At 62.1% G+C, this 22,595-nt stretch carries 20 protein-coding genes; 3 read left to right on the top strand and 17 right to left on the bottom strand.

Annotation, left to right across the window (positions count from 1 at the left end):
* Positions 1-139: 139 nt before the first annotated feature.
* The 5 genes from VLA07_RS26730 to VLA07_RS26710 all read right to left on the bottom strand — a co-directional run bounded on the left by VLA07_RS26730 (position 140) and on the right by VLA07_RS26710 (position 4,588).
* Positions 140-904, bottom strand: a complete 765-nt coding sequence (locus tag VLA07_RS26730; protein ID WP_333992581.1) for an ABC transporter permease — start codon at positions 902-904, stop codon at positions 140-142.
* Entirely contained in the window at positions 904-2,103 is a 1,200-nt protein-coding gene (locus tag VLA07_RS26725) for an ABC transporter substrate-binding protein (protein ID WP_333992579.1), read from the bottom strand. Before VLA07_RS26725 ends, VLA07_RS26730 begins: the two co-directional genes overlap by 1 nt.
* A complete protein-coding gene (locus VLA07_RS26720; protein ID WP_333992577.1) occupies positions 2,069-2,911 on the bottom strand; it encodes an ABC transporter ATP-binding protein in 843 nt (280 codons plus the stop codon). Before VLA07_RS26720 ends, VLA07_RS26725 begins: the two co-directional genes overlap by 35 nt.
* Positions 2,908-3,978, bottom strand: a complete 1,071-nt coding sequence (locus VLA07_RS26715) for an acyl-CoA dehydrogenase family protein (RefSeq protein ID WP_285374033.1) — start codon at positions 3,976-3,978, stop codon at positions 2,908-2,910. Before VLA07_RS26715 ends, VLA07_RS26720 begins: the two co-directional genes overlap by 4 nt.
* Before the next feature lie 64 nt (positions 3,979-4,042).
* Positions 4,043-4,588 carry a carboxymuconolactone decarboxylase family protein gene (locus tag VLA07_RS26710; protein WP_047599763.1) on the bottom strand — a complete coding sequence of 182 codons (546 nt, stop codon included), beginning with the start codon at positions 4,586-4,588 and terminating at the stop codon, positions 4,043-4,045.
* A gap of 103 nt (positions 4,589-4,691) precedes the next feature.
* Between VLA07_RS26710 and VLA07_RS26705 the strand changes: the two genes are divergently transcribed.
* The gene (locus tag VLA07_RS26705; RefSeq protein ID WP_333992572.1) at positions 4,692-5,603 is read left to right on the top strand and encodes an AraC family transcriptional regulator; all 912 of its coding nucleotides are present in this window, start codon (positions 4,692-4,694) and stop codon (positions 5,601-5,603) included.
* 612 nt (positions 5,604-6,215) lie between these two features.
* Positions 6,216-6,677: a DUF3574 domain-containing protein gene (locus VLA07_RS26700; protein ID WP_333992570.1), complete on the top strand. Its 462-nt coding sequence runs from the start codon at positions 6,216-6,218 to the stop codon at positions 6,675-6,677.
* Here VLA07_RS26700 and VLA07_RS26695 read toward each other — a convergent pair.
* The 12 genes from VLA07_RS26695 to ycaC all read right to left on the bottom strand — a co-directional run bounded on the left by VLA07_RS26695 (position 6,674) and on the right by ycaC (position 20,879).
* Positions 6,674-8,038: an APC family permease gene (locus VLA07_RS26695; protein ID WP_333992569.1), complete on the bottom strand. Its 1,365-nt coding sequence runs from the start codon at positions 8,036-8,038 to the stop codon at positions 6,674-6,676. The two genes, VLA07_RS26700 and VLA07_RS26695, sit on opposite strands and share 4 nt — an antisense overlap.
* A 41-nt stretch (positions 8,039-8,079) precedes the next feature.
* Positions 8,080-10,467, bottom strand: coding sequence for a TonB-dependent receptor plug domain-containing protein (locus VLA07_RS26690; RefSeq protein WP_333992568.1), 2,388 nt, complete (start codon positions 10,465-10,467; stop codon positions 8,080-8,082).
* Positions 10,468-11,141: 674 nt separating this feature from the next.
* Positions 11,142-11,807 carry a sulfite oxidase-like oxidoreductase gene (locus tag VLA07_RS26685; RefSeq protein ID WP_333992567.1) on the bottom strand — a complete coding sequence of 222 codons (666 nt, stop codon included), beginning with the start codon at positions 11,805-11,807 and terminating at the stop codon, positions 11,142-11,144.
* A 68-nt stretch (positions 11,808-11,875) separates the two neighbouring features.
* Positions 11,876-12,931, bottom strand: coding sequence for a substrate-binding domain-containing protein (locus VLA07_RS26680; protein WP_333992565.1), 1,056 nt, complete (start codon positions 12,929-12,931; stop codon positions 11,876-11,878).
* 31 nt (positions 12,932-12,962) lie between these two features.
* Positions 12,963-13,988 (bottom strand): ABC transporter permease, encoded by a 1,026-nt coding sequence (locus tag VLA07_RS26675; protein ID WP_330206842.1) that lies wholly within the window; start codon positions 13,986-13,988, stop codon positions 12,963-12,965.
* Entirely contained in the window at positions 13,981-15,531 is a 1,551-nt protein-coding gene (locus tag VLA07_RS26670) for a sugar ABC transporter ATP-binding protein (RefSeq protein ID WP_333992563.1), read from the bottom strand. The genes VLA07_RS26675 and VLA07_RS26670 overlap by 8 nt, the downstream gene beginning before the upstream one ends.
* 8 nt (positions 15,532-15,539) lie before the next feature.
* Positions 15,540-16,211: a methionine ABC transporter permease gene (locus VLA07_RS26665; RefSeq protein ID WP_442969559.1), complete on the bottom strand. Its 672-nt coding sequence runs from the start codon at positions 16,209-16,211 to the stop codon at positions 15,540-15,542.
* Positions 16,208-17,008 carry a methionine ABC transporter ATP-binding protein gene (locus tag VLA07_RS26660; RefSeq protein WP_333992561.1) on the bottom strand — a complete coding sequence of 267 codons (801 nt, stop codon included), beginning with the start codon at positions 17,006-17,008 and terminating at the stop codon, positions 16,208-16,210. Before VLA07_RS26660 ends, VLA07_RS26665 begins: the two co-directional genes overlap by 4 nt.
* A complete protein-coding gene (locus VLA07_RS26655) occupies positions 17,005-17,814 on the bottom strand; it encodes a MetQ/NlpA family ABC transporter substrate-binding protein (protein ID WP_333992559.1) in 810 nt (269 codons plus the stop codon). Before VLA07_RS26655 ends, VLA07_RS26660 begins: the two co-directional genes overlap by 4 nt.
* A gap of 27 nt (positions 17,815-17,841) precedes the next feature.
* Positions 17,842-18,894, bottom strand: a complete 1,053-nt coding sequence (locus tag VLA07_RS26650) for an isopenicillin N synthase family dioxygenase (protein WP_333992557.1) — start codon at positions 18,892-18,894, stop codon at positions 17,842-17,844.
* Between the two features lie 215 nt (positions 18,895-19,109).
* Entirely contained in the window at positions 19,110-20,045 is a 936-nt protein-coding gene (locus VLA07_RS26645) for a Gfo/Idh/MocA family protein (protein ID WP_333992555.1), read from the bottom strand.
* Positions 20,046-20,246: 201 nt separating this feature from the next.
* Complete coding sequence (gene ycaC / locus VLA07_RS26640) at positions 20,247-20,879, bottom strand: isochorismate family cysteine hydrolase YcaC (RefSeq protein WP_007966399.1); 633 nt, start codon at positions 20,877-20,879, stop codon at positions 20,247-20,249.
* 838 nt (positions 20,880-21,717) lie between these two features.
* On the opposite strand from ycaC, the gene VLA07_RS26635 reads away from it, so the two are divergent.
* Complete coding sequence (locus VLA07_RS26635) at positions 21,718-22,485, top strand: helix-turn-helix transcriptional regulator (protein WP_333992552.1); 768 nt, start codon at positions 21,718-21,720, stop codon at positions 22,483-22,485.
* Positions 22,486-22,595: the final 110 nt, after the last annotated feature.

Raw genomic sequence — 22,595 nt, 5'->3', positions numbered from 1 at the left:
CACGCCCCCTTCGCGAGCAGGCTCACTCCTACAGGGTTCTGCGGTGGGCGCGGAGTTGGCGACTGGCCGAGATCATTGTGGGAGCTGGCTTGCCAGCGATGGCGGTGTGTCAGTCAACGTGATGGTGGCGGGAAGAGGCTCATGCCGGCGCCCAGCGTCGATGCAGCCAGCGCGCGAACGCATCCAGCGTAAAGCCCAGCACACCGATCAGCAGCACCATCGCCATCAGTTCCGAATACGCCAGTCGATCACGCGTATCGAGGATGAAGTAGCCCAACCCGGCGCTGACGCCGAGCATCTCGCACGGCACCAGCACGATCCACAAAATGCCGATCGACAGCCGCACCCCGGTCAGCACATGGCCGAGCACGCCGGGCAGGATCACCTTGCGCAGGGTTTCCCAGCGGGTGGCGCTGAGGCTGCGGCTGAGTTGCAGCCAGCGCGGGTCGAGCTGGCGCACACCGGCCACGGTGTTGAGCAGGATCGGCCACACCGCAGCGAAGGTCAGCAGAAAGTAGATCGGCTGATCGCCAACGCCCATCAGCATCACCACTACCGGCATCCACGACAGCGGCGAAATCATCCGCAGAAACTGAAACGCCGGCGTGGTCGCTGCTTCCAGATGCCGGTAGCTGCCGATCATCAAGCCCAGTGGCACGCCGATCAGCAGCGCCAGCAGCAGACCGACCAGAATCCGCTTCAGGCTGACCAGCACATGCTCGTACAGCTCCGGGCGCAGCAGCAGTTCGCCGAGGCTCGCCAGGGTTGCCTCGGGTGAAAAGCGCAGCGCCAGGCTGTCGTTGCCGCCGAACACGTGTACGCCCAGCCACCACAGCAGCAACAGGCACAACAGCCCCGCCACACCCAACAAACCATGAACGATCGAAGAAGATCGCTGACGCATCAGAGGCTGAACTCCTCGCTGCGATCAAAGCTTTCCGGTAATCCGAATGCCTTCATCCCGCCGACTGTAGCAATGGCATTACGCACGAAGCGATCGTCTACCAGATCCCGGGCGGTTTGCTGCGGATCGAGGTTGGCAAGGAACCCCTTGTCGCCCTCGATCAGCGTGTCCTTCAGACGTTTGACCAGTTCTTCGGTGTAGCTGGGGAACGGGTACGGCTGAAAATCGATGCGCTGCTCGTCCCAATGGCTGTGCTGGATCGCGCCGCTGGCCAGATACTGCTCGCGGTCGCTGGTGGCCGGCGACAGCACCCGGTCGAGCACCGGTTGCGCGTGCGGCGTATAGCGATTGGCGCCGTCCTTGGACAGCAGCTTGGCGGCCTCGGCGCGGTTGTTGCGGGTCCAGACCTGCGCTTTTACGATGGCGTTGACCACTTTCTGCGACCACTCGGGACGGTTGTTCAGATCCTGTTCGTGCATGAACACCACGCAGCAAGCGTGATTGCGCCAGACGTCGCCGGTAAAGCGTTGCACGCGGCCAACCTTGAGTTCCTCGGCCAGCGCATTGAACGGCTCGGCGACGATGTAGCCGGCAATGCGTTTGCTCGCCAGGGCCGGCGGCATGTCCGACGGCGGCAGCACCAGCAGATTGACCTCGTTCGGCGCCAGCGCGGCGCTCGCCGATTTGCTCACCGGCACCAGACCGTGGTCGCGGAACAGCTGTTGCACCACCACGTTATGGATCGAATACCAGAACGGAATCGCCACTGATTGCCCACCGAGTTGTTTGACCTCGGTGATGCCCGGCGCCACGGTCAGGCCCGAGCCGCCGACGTGGTTCCACGCCACGACCTTGGCCGGCACCTTGCTGCCGTAACGCGGCCACACGGTCATTGGCGACAGCAGGTGAATCACGTTGACCTGCCCGGAAATGAACGCCTCGATCACCTGTGCCCAACTGCGCAGCAGCACCGGGCGCTCGGCCTGAATGCCTTCGGCCTCGAACAGGCCGTTGTTGTGCGCGACCAGCAACGGCGTGGCGTCGGTGATCGGCAGATAACCGATGCGCACCGGCGCGTTCGGCTCGGACGCGGCGCGGGCGTTGAGGCTGTTGAGCAGCGGCAACGCGCCGCCAGCGGTCAGCAGCGCGCTGAGTTTGAGGAAGTCACGACGTGTGTGAGTGAAGTCGTCCAGGCACATGGTCAATCTCCGACGTAGCGGGCACAGGTTGAGTGAGGGGGTTGCGGCTTGCCCGCCGAAGGGTTTTGAGGATGTCGATGCGCAGCGCGCCCAGTTCCTCGACCAGCTCGGCACGCGGCTGAGGCAGGTCGATGCGCCACTCGCCGAGGATGTGCGCCGGGCTGTTACCCAGTAGCAGAATCCGCTCGGAAAGCAGCAGGGCTTCGTCGATGTCGTGGGTGATCAACACGGCAGCGGTGTGGTGTTCGGCAATCAGTTGCAGGAGCAACTGCTGCATGTCGGCGCGGGTGATTTCATCCAGCGCGCCGAACGGTTCATCGAGCAACAGCACCTGCGGCTGACGGGCCAGACACCGCGCCAGCGCGGTGCGCTGGGCCATGCCGCCGGACAACTGCGCCGGGTGCTGCAACCGCGCGTGTTCGAGGCCGACCGCAGCGATGGCGTGGTCGATCCGCGCCTTGCGCTGCTCGGCCGTGAGGTGCGGCTGGCGAGCGAAATCGAGACCGAAGGCGACGTTCTTTTCCAAAGTCAGCCACGGCAACAGGCTCGGGTCCTGAAACGCCACCGCCACCCTTGGATGTGCGCCGGTCAGTGGCTCGCCAAGCAGGCTCACCCGACCCTGTTGCGGTGCCTGCAAACCCGCCAGCACTCGCAGCAGACTGGATTTGCCGACACCGCTGGGGCCGAGAATCGTCACCACTTCGCCGGGTTGCAATTGCAGGTCGAAGTGTTCCAGCACGGTGTGCCAGCCCTGCTCTCGCGGGTAGCCGAGGCTGATGCCCTGCGCCTCCAGCACCGGCGCCGTCATGCCGTCGCTTCCCGTTTCTGCCGCTGCAATTCGGCGCGCAATTGCACCAGGCTCGGAGTGACGATCGGCACGAACGCCGACTCACGCCAGCGCCGGGCGAAACCACTGCCGTGCTCGGTCAGATAAGCTTTGCCGCCGCTCGATTGCAGTTCCAGTTGCACGGCGTTGGCGGCGGATTCGGCCAGCGCGATGCGGATCTGGAACAAGGCGCCCGGCTGGGTCAGGAAACGTCCGTCGTGCAGACCCTGCTTGAGCGCATCGACGCTCTGCGCCAGTTGCTCGCGTTGTTCCTGCAACGGCTCCAGCAGAATCGAACGGCCGTCCTGCAAATGTCCTTCGACCTCGGCCAGCGCCCGTCGCGCCAGACCAATCGCCATGCCGCACTGCAAGCCAAGGAACGCCGGGCGCACCGCTGGCAGAAACTTGCGCGCATCTTCATGCAGCAGCCATTCGCGTCCGACCGCCACTTGCGCGAAATCGATTGCTGCGGTGTTGCTCGATTGCAGCCCCATCAGTTGCAGATCGGCGGAACGTTGTACGCCGGCAGCGTCATCGGCGATCGCCAGCACGAACGGCGAACCACCTTCCTCGTGCTCGATCGCCGCCGCCACCACGAAACCGCTTTGGCGCAGATTGGTCACCCAATGCAGGCGCCCGTTCAGGGTCCAGCCGTCTGCGGTGTGGGCGGCACGCACTTGCAGTGCCTCGATGCCCGACAGGTATTTCATCGCGTTGGACAAACCGGTAGCCCCGGCCAGCTCTCCGCGGAGCAACGCCGGCAGCAGTTTTTCCCTCAGCGCCGCGTTGGGGCTGTGCAACAGATATTCGATGAAGGCCCGCTGGCCCCAGAACACAAACGCCGCCGCCAATGAATGGCTGGCGACGGCAGCCAGGGTTTCCACGGCATCACTTACGTGACCACCGCTGCCGCCCAGCGCCGGGCTGATGCCGACCCGTAGCACGCCGGCCTGCGCCAGTTGCGTCAGCACCTGTTGTGGATCGCCGTCGCCCGCATCCAGGGCCTGGGCGTTGTGTTCCAGCCATTGCGTCAATGCCTGATTGAGCATGTCGTTTCTCTCCTTGTACGCAGCCGCATCAACCATAGACGATGCAGCCTGAAGCGCTGGCCGATTACGCGCGATACGGCGCCAGCTCGGGGTTGAGCGGCGTGTCGGCGAACACGTTGGCGAAGTTGCACAGGGTCGCCAGGCTGATGCCGAGGATCACTTCCAGCGCATTGCCTTCGGTGTAGCCGGCAGCCTTGAACTGGTTGAAGGTCTGGTCGCTGACCTTGCCCCGGGTGGCAATCACTTCGCGGGCAAACGCGGCCAGGGTTTCCAGTTTTTCCACGGGCACGGTGGCTTTCTCACGCAGCGCACTGACCACTTCCGGCGGCAGTTTGGCCTTATTCAGCGCCACGGCGGTATGACCTGCGACACAGAAATCGCAACCATGGTTGGTGGCCGCAATCAGTTGCACCACTTCGCGCTCGGCAAGGCTGAGTTCGGACTTGCCATTGAGCGCCGATACCGTAACGTAGGTTTCCAGCGCGGCCGGGGCATTGGCCAGCACGGCCAGCAGGTTCGGAATGAATCCGGAGTTCTTCTGAGCGTTTTCCAGAAACGGTCTGGCGGCTTCGGGAGCGCTTTGCACGGTGTGAAGAGTGACGCGCGACATGGAGTGGACTCCTGCTGTTGAGTGTCCGGCCAGTCTGTTGGTTATAAAAATTTCGATCCATATTCTAAAGTAGCGATTACTTGCTCCTGAGTGTTTCCATTAGATGATTTCGTCCAGCCCCCTGGTTGATTGGTTATTAGAAAGCCTCGAACTCGATGCTAGCCTGTTTCACGTCGGGCGCTATTGCGGTGGCTGGCATGCAAGTACGCACGGACTGGCGCGCGCCAGTTTTCACTTGATCGTGCAGGGCCGCTGCTGGCTGCACATTGACGGGCAGGAGCAGTCGTTAGTGTTGAACGCCGGAGATGCGGTATTTCTGCTGCGCGATCTGAACTACCGCCTCTCCAGCGCCGAAGAGCCGGCCCTCGCCCAAATGCTGCCGCGCAGGGCCATGACCGCGCTCGATAGTCAGGCACAGGATGGCGTCGGGCTGGTCTGCGGGTTCTTTCATTTCAAGTCCGGGCTGTCGTCGCTGATCATCGAAGGCCTGCCGGACTGGATCATCCTGCGCGCGGGCGATCCTTCTTCGAGCGCGGCGCGAGCCTTGTTCGAGTTGATCCTGCAAGAGTGCGAACGCTTGCCGGCGCCCTCCTCGGCGCTGCTCGAACGCTTGAGTCATCTGCTGTTTTTGTATGTGTTGCGCCAACAGATGGCCGACAACCAGAGCCTCGGCGGCCTCGTGGCTTTGGCGCGCAATCCGCAGTTCGCGCCGTTGCTGGACCAGTTGATCGAACAACCGCAATTGCCGTGGTCGCTGGAGAGCATGGCGGCAAGTATTGGCCTGTCGCGCTCGGCGTTTTTCAAACGCTTCAACGAACTGGCCGGGCAATCGCCGGGGCAGGTATTGCTGGCGTTGCGCATTCGGCATGCCCGCCAGTTGCTGCGGGCCAATCACACGGTGGAACAGGTGTGCGCGGCCGTGGGCTATCAGTCGATCGCCGCATTTACCCGGGCGTTTGCCAAGTCGGTGGGGGTGCAACCGGGGGCTTATCGCAAGCAACATGAGGGGCGCTGAGCGACGCGTTAGTACGCCGTCGCTGCTGGAAAGCACCGAGAACCTGTGGGAGCGGGCTTGCTCGCGAAGGCGGCGGTACATCCAACATCTTTATTGACTGAACCGGCGCTTTCGCGAGCAAGCCCGCTCCACCTGGGGAGATGTGTTGATTGCGGGATTTGTGCACGCCACCAAACCTGTGGGAGCTGGCCTGCCAGCGAGGGCGTTGGTAGATCCAACATCTTTATTGACTGAACCGGCGCTTTCACGAGCAAGACCACTCCCCCTGGGGAGATGTGTTGATTGCGGGATTTGTGCACGCCACCAAACCTGTGGGAGCTGGCCTGCCAGCGAGGGCGTTGGTAGATCCAACATCTTTATTGACTGAACCGGCGCTTTCGCGGGCAAGCCCGGCTCCCACAGGGGAGATGTGTGGATCACGGGATTTGTGCACGCCACGAGACCTGTGGGAGCCGGGCTTGCCCGCGAAGGCGGCGGTACATTTGGCATCCTGGCTTGGTTCGTTCCTTATTCCACTAATCAACCACAAAACCATTTTTTAATCTTTTATCGCTATTAACCTCGCCCTCTATAATTGCGCCCCTGTACTCAACTCATAAAAAGGGATGCTTCATGCAAAGACGCCTGTTACTGGCCGCACTGTTCGTCACTGTCGCCGGTTGTGCCAGCTCGCCGCCTGCCGCCGTTCACACCCATGACCCCACCAGTTCAACCCTGCAAGGCGACGCCACGCGTCCAGCGCAGGCGCAGTGGATCCGCACCGAGCTGTACTTCTCGGTGGGCACCGTGGATGGCAAGGAAGGCGCGGTCAGTCCGGCGCGCTGGCGCGAGTTTCTCGACAAGGAAGTGACGTCGCGGTTTCCCGACGGTTTCACCGTGTTCGATGCCTATGGGCAGTGGCGTGATCATGGGGCGAAGGAGCCAGAGCGGCTGAGCACCAAGGTGATCGTGATCCTGCACGAGAACAATCCGCAGAACGCCGGCAACATCGAGGCAATTCGACTGGCGTACAAACGCATTACCGGGGACTTGTCGGTACTGCGGCTGTCGCAACCTGCCGAAGTATCGTTCTAATCGCTGATCTGGCCGAGAGCTTGCCGAGGCGTCGACGCCAGGCGGCTCAATCCCGCCAGCAACAGCGCGCCGACCAGCAACACGCCAATCCCCAGAAATGCGCCCCACCCCACCACCGTCACGCTCGAATAGAGCATGTACAGGCACAACCCGAAAAACAGCAGCGGCAACAGCGGATACCACGGCACCCTCACCGGCCTCGGCACCTCAGGGAAACGCCGGCGCAGAATGATCAGCGCCAGGCTGCTGAAGCTCAGAAACAACCAGTACACCGGAGTCAGGTACTCGACCATGGTGTTGAAGCCGCTCTGGGTGAAACTGCCGAACAGCACCAGCAACAATGCCACCGCGCCCTCCGCCAGCAAGGCCTTGCGCGGGACGCCGTCGCGTTCGTGCCACTCGCCGAAGCGACGCAACTGCGGCACATCGCGGGCAGCGGCGTAGGTGGTGCGGGCGCCGACCAGCAAGGTCGAGTTGATGGTAGCGATGGCCGCGATGCCCACCATCAGCAGAATCAGCAGCACCCCCGGCGCGCCGAATGCACGGTTCAACAGTTCCACCGCCGGTGCATTGCTCGCCGCCAGTCCAGCGAATCCCAGGCCTCGCACAAACGCCCAGTTCAGCGCCAGATAAATCGCCATCAGCAGCGTCAGCGCACCGAGCATGGCGATGAAGATTCCGCGTCGTCCATCGCGCACTTCCGCCGACAAGGTCGCCGCATCGCTCCAGCCGCCGAACGCCAGAAACACGAAAATCATCGCCGTCGAAAACCCGGCCATACCGGTTTTTTCCGGCGCAACCGAAACGCTCGCTGGCGCTGCTTCAATCCCCTGCCACGCCAGCCACACCCCGGCGCTGGCGATGCTCAGAAAGCCCAGCGCCAACAAGCCAACCAACAAGGTCTGGGTGATGAAACCGATGTGCTTGCCGGTCAGATTGAGCAGAACCATCGCGGCGATCACCCCGCCAGCAAACAGCCCCAAGCCGTACCGACCGAGCGGCACCACGGCATTGACGTAGTCGGCAAACATGAACGCCGACAAGGCGATCCAGCCGGTGTGCATCACCGAAAAACGCGACCAGGCGAACAGGAAACCCATGCGCTCGCCATAGGCCGTGCGCAGAAAGTGATAGTCGCCGCCAGGATGTGGAAATGCCGTGGCCATTTCGGCAAAGCACAACGCCCCGGCCGTCGACGCCAGGCCGCCGAGCACCCAGACCCAGTAGAACCAGGCCGGCCCGACGTTCAACGCCACGGTCGGCGCGGTCTTGAGGATGTCGGTGGTGATCACCATGCCCAGCGTGATCAGCAACGCCTGCATTACCGGCAGGTGACGCTTGGGGCCGTTGGAGTGATTCATTGAGTGTCCCGCAGAAGATCCGCCATCCGTGGCGGATCGGCTCAGAAGCCGTAGGTGGCGCTGGCGTAGTAGTACGCGCCGTTGGTGCCGATCGGCGACAGCACGTCATACGGCAGGTTGCCGCCGTAATTGATCGCCGAGCCGGAGCGCTCCGGGTAGTTGTCGGTGAGGTTGTTACCGCCCAGGGCGACGCTGAATTTCGGGGTAAATTTGTAGGTCACCTCGGCGTCCAGTTGCCACACCGCGCCGTAGGTCTGCTCCGGTTGCGAGTCACCGAAATCGAATACGCGAGTGGTCTCGCCCTGACGGGTCAGACGCCCGAGCAGGCCCCAGTGTTCGCTGGCCCAGTTGGCGGAAAACACGAAACGATCCTTGGGCGCAGCGTCGGTCAGGGTGTTGGTTTCTTCAACGCCGACCAGTGCATCGTTGCCGATCCCCAACGCCGTCAGTTGCGAAGGCGTGCCTTTGGTGCTGGTGACTTTGGTGTGGTTGTAGGTGTACGCGGTGGTCAGGCCCAGTTGCCCTTCATACAGCGGCTGATGGTAGTTGAGCACCAGCTCGGCACCGTGGGTGCTGGTGTCGGCGGCGTTGGTGAAAAAGTTGACGTCATGCACCCCGGCCACGCCGAAGTTATCGTTGATGTATTGCTCCATGGCGTCGCTGCCGATGCGCTGCGACAGGGTGATGCGGTCCTTGACGTCGATGCGGAACACATCGAGCGAGGCATCGAAGCGCTCGTTGAGCTGGAAGGTCAGGCCGAGACTGAAGTTCTTCGAGGTCTCCGGATCGAGCTTCTCGGCTCCCAGCGCGCGGGCGATCGGATCGTTGACCGAAAGCACACGGATGTCGGTGAGCGTGCCGCCTTCGCCAAAGTTGCTGGTGGTGTTCTGGAACCCGCTCTGCGCCAGCGACGGCGCGCGGAAGTTGTTCGACACCGCACCGCGCAGCGCCCACTGCTCGGTCAGTTTGTAGCGACCGCTGAGCTTGCCGGTGAGTTTGCTGCCGGCATCGTCGTAATGTTCCCAGCGGGTGGCGGCGTCGACGAAGAAGCGCTCGGTGAGATCGCCCGACAATTCGGCGTAGGTCGCAAACACGTTGCGGTCCAGGTCCGACTCTTCGCTGGGGCGCAGGCCGTTGGCGCCATCAGCGCCGGAGCCAATGTAGGAGGCCTCGTCACCGGCGTAGGTCAGGTAGTTTTCGTAGCGATATTCGCCGCCCAGCGCCAGCACGAACGAGCGTCCGCCCAAGCGCAGCTCGCGACTGAAATCGAGGTTGGTGGTGGTCTGGCGCAGCTCGTAATCGCCGGTGTCGAATTTCGTCGGCGAGTCCTCGCCGAGGCTGACGTTAAGGGTGCGGCGGGTGGATCCGTCGAAGCGGTTACGGCCATGGGTGACGCTGCTGTCAAAATCCCAGTTTTCGCCGATCATGCCCTTGAAGCCGGCGGTGGCGGAAATGTCCTTGTTGTCGCCCAGCGACTGCGGCAGGTAGCCGTTGGGATAGAACTGCGGCTGCTCGTAGGGGTAGCGATAGAATTCGGCGCCGGTGGTGTGGCGCTGGTTGTAAGTGCCGAAGCTGTAGGCTTTGCCGCCGGCCAGCGGCAGCTCGCTGTTGAACCACAGGTTGACGTCGCGCGCCAGGCCGTCGCCCATCACGTAGTTGCGCTGGTCCGGGGTATCGGCAAAACCGTCGAAACCGGCGCGGTTGGTCGGGTTGCGATTTTTGTACTCGGTGCCGCCGCGAATGAACCCGCCCTCTTCTCCCAGGCGCGTGCCGATCTTCGCGGTGGTCACGCTGTTCTGGCCGTCGGTGGTGGTTCTGCCGATGGCGTCCTGATGGGTGTGAAACGCGCCGTAACTGGTGGACACTTCCCCGCCCTCGGGCGCGTCGTCGAGGATGATGTTGATCACCCCGGCAATCGCGTCGGAACCGTACTGCGCCCCGGCGCCGTCGCGCAGCACTTCGATGCGTTTGATCGCGCTGATGGGGATCGAGTTGAAGTCCACCGGCGCCGTACCGCGACCGATTTTCGACGAGTCGTTGACCACCGCTGAAGTGTGACGACGCTTGCCGTTGACCAGCACCAGCACCTGATCCGGGCTCATGCCGCGCAGCTGTGCGGCGCGCACGTGGTCGGCGCCACCGGAGTTGGACTGACGCGGCATGCTGAACGATGGCAGCAACGTTTGCAGCGCCTGGCCCAGTTCACCGTCGGCCGCGCCGGTGGACTTGAGATCGGCGGCGGTCAACACGTCCACCGGCACTGGAGAATCCAGAACCGTGCGAGCAGTGCCACGGGTGCCAGTGACCAGCACGGTACCCAGCCGTGTGTCATCGTCAACGCGGGTGGAAGTGTCTTCGGCTTGCGCCGGAACTTGCCAGATCGCACCGACCACCGCGATGGCCAGTAATGAACGGGAACGCTGATACATGTGACAGCTCCTTTATCGCAGCTAATACCCGGCCGTTGCCGACAATAAAGGGTCGGCAATCAATGCACGGCAATGTCTGCTGTAGTTTTAGAAATCAGGAAGGCGGTGAAGGCTTTTTAACGTGATGAGTGAGTGAAGCGCAGAATCCCCAAAGTTAGTTGTTTCCCCTTGAGCACCGATGCTAGACGGGTGGAGGCCCGCCGTAAAAGAACCAATAACACTTAGGTTAGATCGGGCGGATTATTTGTTTTTAGAGCAACACAAGTGTTGCTGGGCAAACACTTAAACCCTAACTAACACCCACTAACTCGAGATCAGACAAAGATCTTTTGTAGCAGTGAGCCTGCTCGCGATAGCGGTGTATCAGCCACTGAAGAAGTTGAATGTTCTACCCTCATCGCGAGCAGGCTCACTCCTACAGGTTGATCGGGGTGAACACATTGCCTTCATCCACCGCAGATCCAATGTGGGAGCGGGCTTGCTCGCGAAAGCTAGCGTTCAGTCACCAAAAATATCGACTGGGCTGGCCTCTTCGCGAGCAAGCTCGCTCCCACAGTTTTTATTGGAGCGAGCTGACTTTTTACTCCCGACTGAAATCCAGTGTGGGAGCGAGCCTGCTCGCGAAAGCGGTCGATCAGTCACCCGAGATGTTGACTGCAAACATGCGCAAACCTTTAGTCGAATTCCTTTTCCAGCCAGGCATCCGCGGCAATGTCCAGGGCCTGCGCACTGAAGCGTTGCTCCGCAAACGGATCGGCGTGCAGGTGAAAGCCGTTGCGTTCCCAGAAACCGGGTTGTTCTTCGTCGACAAACTCCAGGCCGCGCAGCCATTTGGCGCTTTTCCAGAAGTAGCGCCCGGCGACCACCAGCCGCAGCGGCCAGCCGTGCTGGGCGGTCAAGGGTTGGCCGGCGTAATGGGTGGCGAGCAGGCTGTCCGGGTGCAGCAGGTCGTCCAGCAACAGGTTGGTCTGGTAATCGTGATCGGCGTGGGCCATGACAAAACGTGAAGCGGGCTGGATATCGAGCTCGCTCAGCAAATCCTGCAGATGTACCCCGCTCCACTGCGTGTCGAACTTCGACCAGCGTGTCACGCAATGAATGTCACATTGCAACTCGCGCTGCGGCAACCTTTGCAGGTCGGCAAAACTCAACTCGACGCCACGCCCGACCTTGCCGAACAGGCGCAGTGACCAGGTTGCCAATTCATACTCCGGCACCGTGCCTTCGTGGAGAATCGGGAACCGCTCGGTCAACACCTGCCCCGGCGGCAAACGTTGACCGAACGCCGGGTCAGCCTTGGGTGCGCGGCTGTTGCGCAAGCGCATGGCTTTGTTGTGCATATTCACTCCCAAGCGCGTCAGGATGCCTGCCGCGCATACAGCGCATCACCCGGTGAGAACCGCTGCATTCAGTTCGCCACAGGAATCCACTCGGCCCGCGCCACGTTGGCGCTATCACCGAACGCCGGGAGTTTCTGCGCCAGGTCGCGGACGTTTTTCACGTCCAGATCGAGCAACTGTTGGCGTGTGATCAGGGTCGGTGGCACCAACACCTGATGCCCCGGATTTTCGCCGGCAATCAACATCGCCAGACTGCGCACGCTGATCGCCCCCGCCACTTGCGGATTGACCGCTGCGGTCGCCGCCCAGGCGCTGTCAGGTTCTTTCATGATCTGGATGTCGGCGGTGGAGATGTCGGCGCTGTAGATCTTCACCTTGCGCCCCAGACCGGCCTCATCGACGGCGATTTTCGCGCCTTTGGCGAACTCGTCGAACGGCGCGAAGATCACGCTGATATCCGGATTGGCGCGCAACACCGCGCTGGCCTGATCCGCCACCGAGTTGGCAATCGGCGGGTTGAGCGTGCCGAAACGCGCCTTCTCGATGATGCCCGGATTGGCCTGTTTCACCTGACTCCAGATCTCGTCGCGGCGCTCCATCGGGGTGAAGCCGCTGATGTACACGTAACCGGCATCGAACCGCGTGCCGTTGTCCTTCATCGCCTGATCCAGCGCCAGTCGCGCCAGTGCATGGTGATCCTGCTCGACCTGAGTCACTTGCGGGCTGTTCAGGTCAACGTCGAACGCCACCACCTTGATGCCTTTGGCGATCGCCCGGTCAATCGGTCCCTTGAGGGTTTCCGCCAGGCCCAGTTGCACGATGATCCCGTCGACCCCGAGGTCGATCGCCTGATCAATCATCTCGCCCTGACTCGCCGCCTGCTGCCGCGCATCGAACACCCGCAGATTGGCCCCCAGCGCCTCGGTCTGTTTCTCCACGCCGCGCAGATACGCCTCGGGAAAGTCCCCGGAAAACAGATAGCCGACCAGCGCGATCTGCACCTGACCTTTATCGAACGGCGCCGGAGCACCTGGCAATGCCTTGGCCTGAGCACTCAAAGCCAATGCCGAGAGCACCGCGCCGGCGAGGCAATGGCGTGCGAACTGCTTGATTGAACCGTGCATACATCTTCCTTGCAGCGACAAATGAACCGGCTCAGCGCGCCCGATGCGCGAGGCCGAAGGTGAACATCAGGGCCAGCACCAGCACCAGTCCCTTGACGAAATCCTGCGCGTAGTACGGCGCGTTGAGCATGGTCAGGCCATTGAGCAGCGACGCCACCAACAGTGCGCCGACCAACGTGCCGAACGCATTGGGCTTCTTCGCTCCGAGCACGGCAAAACCGATTAGCGCCGCGCCGAGGGCGTCGAGCACCAGACCGTTGCCGGAGCTGACATCACCCCGGCCCAGGCGCGCCGCCAACAGCAACCCGCCAAGTGAAGCGAGCAATGCCGACAACACGTAAGCGAGCAACTTCAAGCGCTGTACCGGCGCGCCTGCCAATCGCGCCGCCTGCTCGTTGCCGCCAATCGCATAAAACAACCGGCCGATGCGCGTACGCTCGAGAAACAGCCACACCGCCAGCGCCACCAGCGCAGTAATCAACACCGGCACCGGCACCACGTCCCACAAGCGTCCGCGGCCGAGGGCGAGAAACGCCGTACTGAACGTGCCTTCGGTTTCCACGCCACTGGGCAAGGTCATGCCCACCGCAATCGAGCGTCCGCCCGTGGGAATCAGTTGCACGCCGATCACCAGAAACATGCTGCCCAGCGTCGCGAGAATGTCCGGCACCCGCAGCTTGACGATCAGCCAGCCATTGAGCAGCCCGACCAGTGCGCCACCGGCCAGACTGATCAGCACCGCCGGCACCGCGCCCCAACCGAGCACCACCATCACGTAACTGGCGATCATCAGGCTCATCGCCGCCACCGCCCCAATCGACAGATCAAGTCCGCCGACGGCCATGGTCAGCGTCACGCCAAGGGCCAGCAGCGCGACGATCGACACCGACTGCAAGATGCTGAACAGATTGCCGACGCGCAAAAACGCCGGCTCCGCGACACTGAAAAACACCACGATCAGCGCCAGCAGCCACAACAGGCCGTAGCGGATCAGCGCTTGCAGCAGGCGCTCGGCGGGTGCCGTAGCGGACGACAACAGTGAACTCGAATCAGGCACTCGCTCTGCTCCTTGGCGTGGCGTGAAAGGGATTTTCGCTAGCGTCGCTGCCGGCCAGCGCGGCGACCAGGGTCGCGCGTTCAAGGCTGGCGCGCGGGTATTCGGCGACCACCGCGTGATCGCGCACCAACAGAATGCGGTCGGCGATTTCCAGGGCTTCGTCGACATCGGCGCAAATCACCAGGGTCGCGCGGCCGCCGGCACTGTCGCGCAGCAGTTGGCCGATCTCGCGGCGGGCGCGCACGTCGACCCCCTGAAACGGCTCGTCGAGGATCAACACCCGCCCTTCTCCGAGCAGCCAGCGGCCAAGCACGACCTTCTGTTGATTGCCGCCGGACAGCGCACTCATCGGCACCTCGATGCCGGCGGTCTTGATCCCCAGCGCCGCGACTTGCGCCTCGACCGCTGCGGCTTCGGCGCGGTTGCGAATGAAACCGGCACGGGTGAAGCGCTCCAGAAACGGCAAGGTCAGTGTGCGGCGCAGGGAAAAGTCGGGCACCAGCGACTGACTGGCGCGATCCTCCGCCGCGAGAAACACACCGCTGCGAATCGCCGCCCTTGGCGAACCCGGCAGCCAGTCCATGCCGTCCAGTTGCAGGCTGCCAGCCACGGCTTTGCGCAAGCCGAACAGCACTTCGGCGATCTCGCTTTTGCCAGCGCCGAGCAGCCCGGTCAGTACCACCACTTCGCCTTGGTGCAGGTCGAAATCGAAACGCCTGGAGCGCGGCAAAATCTGCAAACCTCGCGCACCCAATACTTTTTGCCCCACGCTGCCGGGCGTGTAGACATGCCCGTCCAGCGCCTGCCCGAGCATGGCGTGCACCGCCTCGGGCAACTGCCGCGCACTGAACTCTCCGGCCAGTCGCCCGTCGCGCAGGACAATGGCGCGGTCCGCCACCCGTTGCAGATCGGACAAGCGATGAGAGATGTACAGAATCGCCACACCCCGGCTGCGCAGGGTGTCGATCAGACCGAACAGCCGTTGCGCCTCGGCATCCGACAAGGCTGCGGTCGGCTCATCGAGAATCAGCAGGCGCGGCTGCAAGGCAAAGGCCCGGGCCAGCACCACCAATTGCCGTTCGGCCTGACCCAGGTGTTCAATCGGCTGCTCCAGCGGCAGCACCAGTCCCAGCCCGGCGGCGATATTGGCGGCGCGCTCCAGCAGGCGTTGGCGATTGAGCCAGAAGTCTGCGTCGGGCTTGCACAACTCATCGAGCAGCAGATTTTCCGCCACGCTCAAACCGGGCGCGATGCCCTCGTTGATCTGCTGATGCACCGCGACAATCCCGACCCGACGGGCCGACAGCGGCGAGCTGAATTGCCGGGGCTGACCGTCGATGTAAATCTCGCCGTCATCGGCGCGCTGGCTGCCGGCGAGAATTTTCACCAGCGTCGATTTGCCGGCACCGTTGGCACCGAGCAACGCCACCACTTCGGCGGGATGAATCTGCAGGCTGACGCGATCCAGTGCGCGGTTCGAGCCGAAGCTCTTGCTCAGTTCACGCACCTGTATCAGCGGCGCGCGGGCCACGACGACACTCATAAGATTCCTTAACGCCGATGGGCCAGCGAACGCACCAGCCGGTCGCCCAGGCTCTGCACGCCCTGCACCAGAATGACCAGCACCACCACGGTGGCGACCATCACTTCATTGTTGAAACGCTGATAGCCGTAACGGATCGCCAGATCGCCAAGGCCGCCACCGCCAATCACCCCGGCCATGGATGAAAAACCGATCAGCATCACCAGCGTCAGAGTGATCCCCGCCAGCAACGCGGGCAGCGCTTCGGGCAGCAGCACTTTGAAAATCACATGACGGATATCGCCGCCCATGGCGAGGATCGCTTCGATGCGGCCCTTGTCGACTTCATCCAGCGCGTTCTCGACGATTCGCGCAAAAAACGGAAACGCGCCAATGGTGATCGGCACTACCGCAGCGGTGCTGCCCAGCGTCGTACCAACCAGCAGACGGGTCAGCGGAATCAGCGCAATCAACATCACCACAAACGGCAGCGAACGCCCCAGATTGACCAGCGAACCCAGCGCGGCATTGAGCCGTGGCAGCGGCCACAGTCCGTCGCGGCGACTGACAAACAGCAACACCCCGAGCGGCAAACCGATCAGCAGCGTGAACAACCCGGCAAGCAAGACCATGTACAGGGTTTCGCCGGTGGCGTTGAACAGCAGTTGCAGGATTTCATTCCAGTTGATCGTGCGGTTCATGACTGAACCGCCCGCACGCCGTATTGCTTGAGGAAGCTGAGCCCGGGGATGTCGTGGCCCAGGGGCAGGCCGCAGGTCGGACGCAACGAAGTGCCGAGACTCGATTGCGCATCGGCGAGCAATCGCGGCACCGGGCCGGCCTCGACCAGGCGCCCGTCCGCCATCAACGCCGCGTGATCGCAGATCGACTTGACCACCTCCAGCTCATGGGTGATCAGCACTATGGTCACGCCCAGTTGCCGATTGATGTCGCGCAGCAGCTCAAGAATCGACGCCGTGGTTTGCGGATCCAGCGCACTGGTGGCTTCGTCCGACAGCAGATACGCAGGCTCGGCAGCCAGCGCGCGGGCGATCCCCACCCGTTGTTTTTGCCCACCGGACAACTGCGAGGGAAAGGCTTGCGCCTTGTCCGTCAAACCGACCAGTTCCAGCAGTTCGCGCACCCGCACATGGCGCCACGGTTTGCCGACGTTGGCGATTTCCAGCGGCACGGCGATGTTGTCGAAGACGGTACGCGAGTGCAGCAGATTGAAGCCCTGGAAAATCATGCCGATGCGCTGCCGCTGGCGGCGCAGGTCGCTGGCAGACAGCGTCAGCAGGTCCACGCCGTCGATGAGAATTTGCCCGCTGTCCGGGCGTTCGAGCAGATTGAGACAACGCAACAGGGTCGACTTGCCTGCGCCGCTGCGCCCGAGAATGCCGTAGATCGCGCCGTCGGGAATACTCAGCGACACCTGATCCAGTGCTGGTGCCGGCGCCGACGGGTAGGTCTTGCTCAACTGCTCGACGACGATCATGGCTTGCCATCCTCCACCGGAATCACCGACCCCTTGAAGTTATCGGTGATGTATTTCGCCACTTGCGGCGAGGTCAGGTCTTTGGCCAGTTGCGCAATGCGCGGATCGTTCTGCAGTGTCGGCGTGGTCACCAGAATGTTGGCGTACGGATTGTGCTCGGCCTTCTCCAGCCCCAGCGCATCCTGGGCCGGCACCAGTCCGGCTTCCAGCGCGTAGTTGCCGTTGATCACCGCAAGGTCGACGTCGTCCAGCGCCCGAGGAATTTGCGGCGATTCGATCTCAAGGATCTTCAGCTGTTTCGGGTTCTCGGCGATGTCCTTGGGTGTGGCCTGATCGGCTGCCGGATCCTTGAAGCCGGGCTTGAGTTTGATCAGGCCGTTGTCCTGCAACAGGTACAGCGCACGGCTCAGGTTGGTGACGTTGTTGGGCACGGCGACGGTGCCTTTTTCCGGCACCTCGGCGAAGCTTTTGTGCCGGCGCGAATAGATGCCCAGCGGCTCGATATGCACCGTGGCGGCCACCGCGAGTTTCTGCCCCAGCGCTTGTTCCTGGGATTTCAGGTACGGCAGATGCTGGAAGTAATTGGCATCGACATCGCCATGCACCAACAGCTCGTTGGAGTTCACGCCGTTGGGAATCTCGATGACCTTGAGCTTGAGTTGCGGATCGATTGTCTGGATGTACGCGAGAATCTGCGCGTGGGGCACCGGGTCGGCCGCCACCCGCAACGGCTCCAGTGCCTGCGCGCCGAACGAAGTCACCAGCGCGCTGAGCACGGCCAGGGTCAAACCTGCTTTCTTCAACATGTGCGGAGTCCTTGAGCGAGTGATGAATCAGGCGTTGGCGGTTTTACGAGCCGGTGCGGCGGGCATCAGCGCGTCGGCATAGAAGCGCCGGGCGACGTCGGGGTGCGAACGCAACCGACCCTTGAGGTAGTTCCAGCCGACATCGCGAAACAACGGATTGAGCGGATCACTCGCCGGGCCACGCGCTTCGCGCAGCAGCGTGGTGGGCAACGGATACAGCGGCACCACGGCATCGAGTTGCGCGCCGAGGAAGAAGGCGATGGACAAGCGTTCGCTGCCTGCGGGCGGCGACACCACCCGATGCACCGTGGCGCGCAGATAGCCGTTGGTGGCCAGCTCCAGCAGTTCGCCGATGTTCACCACCAGCGTGTTGTCGCGGGGCAGCGCATCGATCCAGCGCCCCTCCTCGACCTCCACTTGCAACCCGGCCTGCTGGTCTTGCAGGAGAAAGCTGAGGAACCCGGAATCCTTGTGCGCGCCGACGCCCTGCTGGCTCGCGCTGGCGGCCTGGCCTGGATAGCGCATCAACTTGATGTGTTCGTTGGGCTTGTCGCCGTACAACTGATCGAACGCGTCCGCCCGCAGCGACAGCGCCTGGGCAAAGGCACGCAGCAGACGCAACGCCATGCGCGTCATCGCCTGTTGCCATTCGAGCAGCAGCGGTTTTAGTTCTGGCAGCGCCGCCGGCCATTGGTTGGGCCCCTGCAACCGAGCCCACAACGGACTGTCCGCGTCCAGCGGCAACGCTTCGCGCTCGGCGCCGAGATCGAACTGTTCACGCCAGTCGGGTTGACCACGGGTGATCTCGGAAGCGGCACGGTTGTACCCGCGAAAATGCGGCGAATTGATCATGCCGACGGCGTTTTTTTCGTGCTCGGACAAGGCGAAGAACTGCCGGGCGTGATCCTGCACCTGCTTGAGCAGGTGGCTGTCGATGCCATGGCCGGTGAGATAGAAAAAGCCGACGTCACGCGCGGCGTGACGCAGGTTTTCAAGAAATTCATAACGCTGTTGCGCGGTGCCTTCGAACAACGAAAGGTCCAGCGTCGGCAGCGTAGTGATATCGAGGGTATGCGGCATGATTCACTCCCGTGTGAACCAAACCTGAAGAGCCTTTGATCGATTCAGCGTGTGCCGTCATGGCAATCGGGGGTCTATCGGTTTGATGCGTTTGATTCGTGGTGAGACAAAACTAAACGATCTTAAAAACCACGAACAAATACCCTTTTTGCATTAGCTTAGGCCTGACGCTCAAGTTCGCTGTCATCACGCGACAGCTCTCCCGCTTCAACTGATCAACGTGCCGGGTCATAAAACGGTTCGACTGCCACCCGGCTGCCGACAAAGAAACTGTCAGCCACCAGCCGCAGTGGCTGCAGATCGACGTCGCTGGCCCGATCGCCAATCAGTTGCCGGAAGTGTCGATACACCGCGGTGTACTCGCCCTCTTCCGACACCACTTGGCGCACGCCGTCGATGCTCAGCAGCGCCCCGCCGTTGTCCAGGCGCAGCACCCCTTCGGCGCAGCGAATCTCGATGCTCCAGAGTTCGTCGTGACCGTGGTCGAAATCGAACTCGGCCTGCACGTCGAGACTGTGCGCATCGGACATCTTGATCGACGCGGCAATCGGCGACTGGCAGTTGTCCGGTACGCGCAGTTCGGCGGATTCGACAAACAGTGGCTGCGCCAACAAATGGGTGACAATCGACAAGGCATTGATGCCCGGATCGAAAACGCCCAGACCACCGGGTTGCCAGATCCACGTCTGCCCGGGATGCCACTTGCGCACGTCTTCTTTCCAGTCGATCTGCACGCTTTGCAACGTGCGGCTGGCGAGCCAGTCGCGGGCGGCTTCGATACCGGGGGCGTAGCGCGAATGCCAGGCGAACAACGCACTGACACCCTGTTGCTGCGCTTGACTGACCAAGGCCAGCGCCTCGCCCAGCGTGGCGCACGGCGGTTTTTCCACCAACACATGTTTGCCGGCGGCCAGCGCCTGCTGCACCAGGGCGAACCGACCTTGCGGCGGCGTACAAAACGCAATCGCATCCACCTCGGGGCCGTTTTCCAGCAACTCGCTCAACGAGTGAAAGTTCTCCACCCCGGCACAGGGTTTACCTTGCGTGGCGACCGCCACCAGACGAAATCCGGGATTGGCGTTGATCGCCGGCACATGTTGATCCTGGGCAATCTTGCCGTAGCCCACCAGACCGAGACGGATCGGTTGCATCAGTGACTCCTGTTTTTGTCTTGTTGTCGTCAGCGAGTGCGCAGATTAGCCGTAAACGTCTGGGAATACCCAGCTGAGTCTGATCAAAAAACTGTAGAGGCCAGCGCTCACTTCACCGCGCCGGGTAATAACGCTGATGCAGCGGCGCAAACAAAGAAAGCCTGCTTTTCAGGGCAGGCTTTCACGTTCACAACGCTGCAATCACTTCTGCTGCGCGGTCAACGCCGAGTAACTGTTCATCAGGTTCCGGTAGTTCGGAATCCGCTGCGACAGTAGATTGCCCAGTCCTTCGATGTCGTTGCGCCAGTCGCGGTGCAGCTCACAGGCGACCGAGAACCAGTTCATCATTTGTGCGCCGGCCTGGGTCATGCGGCTCCAGGCGGCTTGCTGGACGGTGGTGTTGAAGGTGCCGGAGGCGTCGGTGACGACGAAGACGTCGAAGCCTTCGGCCAGTGCCGACAGGGTCGGGAACGCGACGCAGACGTCGGTAACGACACCGGCGATGATGATCTGTTTGCGGCCGGTGGCCTTGATCGCCTTGACGAAGTCTTCGTTGTCCCAGGCGTTGATCTGGCCTGGGCGGGCGATGTACGGCGCGTCCGGGAACATTTCCTTCAGTTCCGGGACCAGCGGGCCGTTGGGGCCTTGTTCGAAACTGGTGGTGAGAATGGTCGGCAGGTTGAAGAATTTTGCCAGGTCGGCCAAGGCCAGGACGTTGTTCTTGAACTCGTTCGGCGAGAAGTCCTGAACCAGAGAAATCAGACCGGTCTGGTGGTCGACCAGCAGGACTACGGCGTCGTCTTTGTTCAGGCGGTTGTAGGTTGCAGTGCTCATGTTTGAATCCCTTTTCTTGGTTGAGGTAGTGGGCGTTGCGTTGAACATGGGCACAGATTACGGATACCGCCTGAACGGATAAATCGGTTGAAAAGCGTTTCACTGTCAACTCATAACGGACAATCCTGGCGACACAACACAGGCTTGCCAGCCTCCAACTCAATCCGCCTCGGGAATTGGTTTGGCGATCATCAAACTGTACGGTGCCCGGTTCAGGACCCTCTCCACCGTTGCGCCAATCAAGTTGAGGCCTTGCGGGTAGGCGGTGCCCCATAACCCTGTGGGAGCGGGCTTGCCCGCGAAGGGTTCATTCCAGGCAACATCTCAAATGGCTGACACACCGCTTTCGCGGGCAAGCCCGCTCCCACAGGGTTATGGGGCGCACCCAGGAATGACGGCCTGTCGAGATCCAGTGGGGGAGCGGGCTTGCCCACGAGGGGTCCGTTCCAGACAAAGTCCCAACTGTCTGACCCACCTCTTTCGCGGGCACCCCCGCTCCCACACTGGATCTCGACCGGCCGTCATTCCTGAGTGCACCGCATAACCCTGTGGGAGCGGGCTTGCTCGCGAAGGGGTCATTCCGGGCAACATCTCAAATGACTGACGCAACGCTTTCGCGAGCAAGCCCGCTCCCACAATGATCTCGACAGGCCGCCATTCCTGGGTTCACCTCACAATCCTGTGGATGAAGTTATGAGCTAATAACACCTTCATTAAACCGTCTTTCAAACGTTGTACTAGGATAGGATCCACATCCTGACATTTGCGCCGACCAGGGAACATGCTCGACGCAGGTCAGGAATGGGACTGTTTCACCTGCAACTCATGGATGATGTTTATGAATTCACACCTGTTTCCCCACATCGGTAAAGTCATTGCGAGCACCGGCAGCCGGCATTTTCCGCGGATGCTGCATGACCTGATCCAGACACAACTGGCGGTGGACGCCACACACATTCGCCAGATGCGCGTCGAGCCGGTGGGCCGCCCCGCCCATCGCCACCCGCCGGAAACCGGCAAAGACTCGGCCCAGCAGGCTGAAACGGTATTCTGCGAACAGATTGCCGCACGCTCGAGCGAGCCGATGGACACGCCAGACGCGGCCAGCGCCGATGCCTCGCAGCTGCACCTGACCCGGCGCAAGGACGGCTACCGCTACGTGATTTCGGTGTATCGCAACGACCAGTCGCGGCGCTTCTCGGCTCAGGAGCAGAGTTTGTTGCAGGACATATCTCCGGTGCTGTTGCCGATGCTGGAAAAACACATTCACGCCCTGCAACCCCAGCAGGCCAACACCGAAGACCCGTCGCCCGGCGCGGACGGCGCGCAACAGGGCCTGGAAAACCTGCGGCTACGCTTCAACGAGCGTTTGCAGCAACTGGGCCTGAGCCTGTCCAATCGCGAAACCGAAGTGTGCATCGGCCTGCTCGCCGGGCGTACCGCACCGGAGCTGGCCGAACAGTTGCAGTTGAAGGTCAACACGGTGGAAAGCTACCTCAAGCGCGCCGCGATCAAGCTGGGGATCAGCGGCCGGCATTCGTTGATGCGCTGGATGTATTCGCCTGAACATACCGCCACCCTGCCCGGTTCACCCCACGCCGCTTGATGGTGCCCGATCTACAGGAACTGCCGCTGCGAGCAAGCCCGCTCCCACATCGAAATGCGCTGAGCCGATGGTTACAGCAACACCCGGCTAAAACTGTGGGAGCGGGCTTG

The organism is Pseudomonas sp. S3(2024), from assembly GCF_036861315.1.
Taxonomy (GTDB): domain Bacteria; phylum Pseudomonadota; class Gammaproteobacteria; order Pseudomonadales; family Pseudomonadaceae; genus Aquipseudomonas; species Aquipseudomonas putida_A.
This window is presented reverse-complemented; position numbering and strand designations above follow the sequence as displayed.

Bases quoted from the DNA above. Each gene is read 5' to 3' on its own strand.
- VLA07_RS26730 (WP_333992581.1), bottom strand. From the start codon at position 904: ATGCGTCAGCGATCTTCTTCGATCGTTCATGGTTTGTTGGGTGTGGCG.
- VLA07_RS26725 (WP_333992579.1), bottom strand. From the start codon at position 2,103: ATGTGCCTGGACGACTTCACTCACACACGTCGTGACTTCCTCAAACTC.
- VLA07_RS26720 (WP_333992577.1), bottom strand. From the start codon at position 2,911: ATGACGGCGCCGGTGCTGGAGGCGCAGGGCATCAGCCTCGGCTACCCG.
- VLA07_RS26715 (WP_285374033.1), bottom strand. From the start codon at position 3,978: ATGCTCAATCAGGCATTGACGCAATGGCTGGAACACAACGCCCAGGCC.
- VLA07_RS26710 (WP_047599763.1), bottom strand. From the start codon at position 4,588: ATGTCGCGCGTCACTCTTCACACCGTGCAAAGCGCTCCCGAAGCCGCC.
- VLA07_RS26705 (WP_333992572.1), top strand. From the start codon at position 4,692: ATGATTTCGTCCAGCCCCCTGGTTGATTGGTTATTAGAAAGCCTCGAA.
- VLA07_RS26700 (WP_333992570.1), top strand. From the start codon at position 6,216: ATGCAAAGACGCCTGTTACTGGCCGCACTGTTCGTCACTGTCGCCGGT.
- VLA07_RS26695 (WP_333992569.1), bottom strand. From the start codon at position 8,038: ATGAATCACTCCAACGGCCCCAAGCGTCACCTGCCGGTAATGCAGGCG.
- VLA07_RS26690 (WP_333992568.1), bottom strand. From the start codon at position 10,467: ATGTATCAGCGTTCCCGTTCATTACTGGCCATCGCGGTGGTCGGTGCG.
- VLA07_RS26685 (WP_333992567.1), bottom strand. From the start codon at position 11,807: ATGCACAACAAAGCCATGCGCTTGCGCAACAGCCGCGCACCCAAGGCT.
- VLA07_RS26680 (WP_333992565.1), bottom strand. From the start codon at position 12,931: ATGCACGGTTCAATCAAGCAGTTCGCACGCCATTGCCTCGCCGGCGCG.
- VLA07_RS26670 (WP_333992563.1), bottom strand. From the start codon at position 15,531: ATGAGTGTCGTCGTGGCCCGCGCGCCGCTGATACAGGTGCGTGAACTG.
- VLA07_RS26665 (WP_442969559.1), bottom strand. From the start codon at position 16,211: ATGAACCGCACGATCAACTGGAATGAAATCCTGCAACTGCTGTTCAAC.
- VLA07_RS26660 (WP_333992561.1), bottom strand. From the start codon at position 17,008: ATGATCGTCGTCGAGCAGTTGAGCAAGACCTACCCGTCGGCGCCGGCA.
- VLA07_RS26655 (WP_333992559.1), bottom strand. From the start codon at position 17,814: ATGTTGAAGAAAGCAGGTTTGACCCTGGCCGTGCTCAGCGCGCTGGTG.
- VLA07_RS26650 (WP_333992557.1), bottom strand. From the start codon at position 18,894: ATGCCGCATACCCTCGATATCACTACGCTGCCGACGCTGGACCTTTCG.
- VLA07_RS26645 (WP_333992555.1), bottom strand. From the start codon at position 20,045: ATGCAACCGATCCGTCTCGGTCTGGTGGGCTACGGCAAGATTGCCCAG.
- ycaC (WP_007966399.1), bottom strand. From the start codon at position 20,879: ATGAGCACTGCAACCTACAACCGCCTGAACAAAGACGACGCCGTAGTC.
- VLA07_RS26635 (WP_333992552.1), top strand. From the start codon at position 21,718: ATGAATTCACACCTGTTTCCCCACATCGGTAAAGTCATTGCGAGCACC.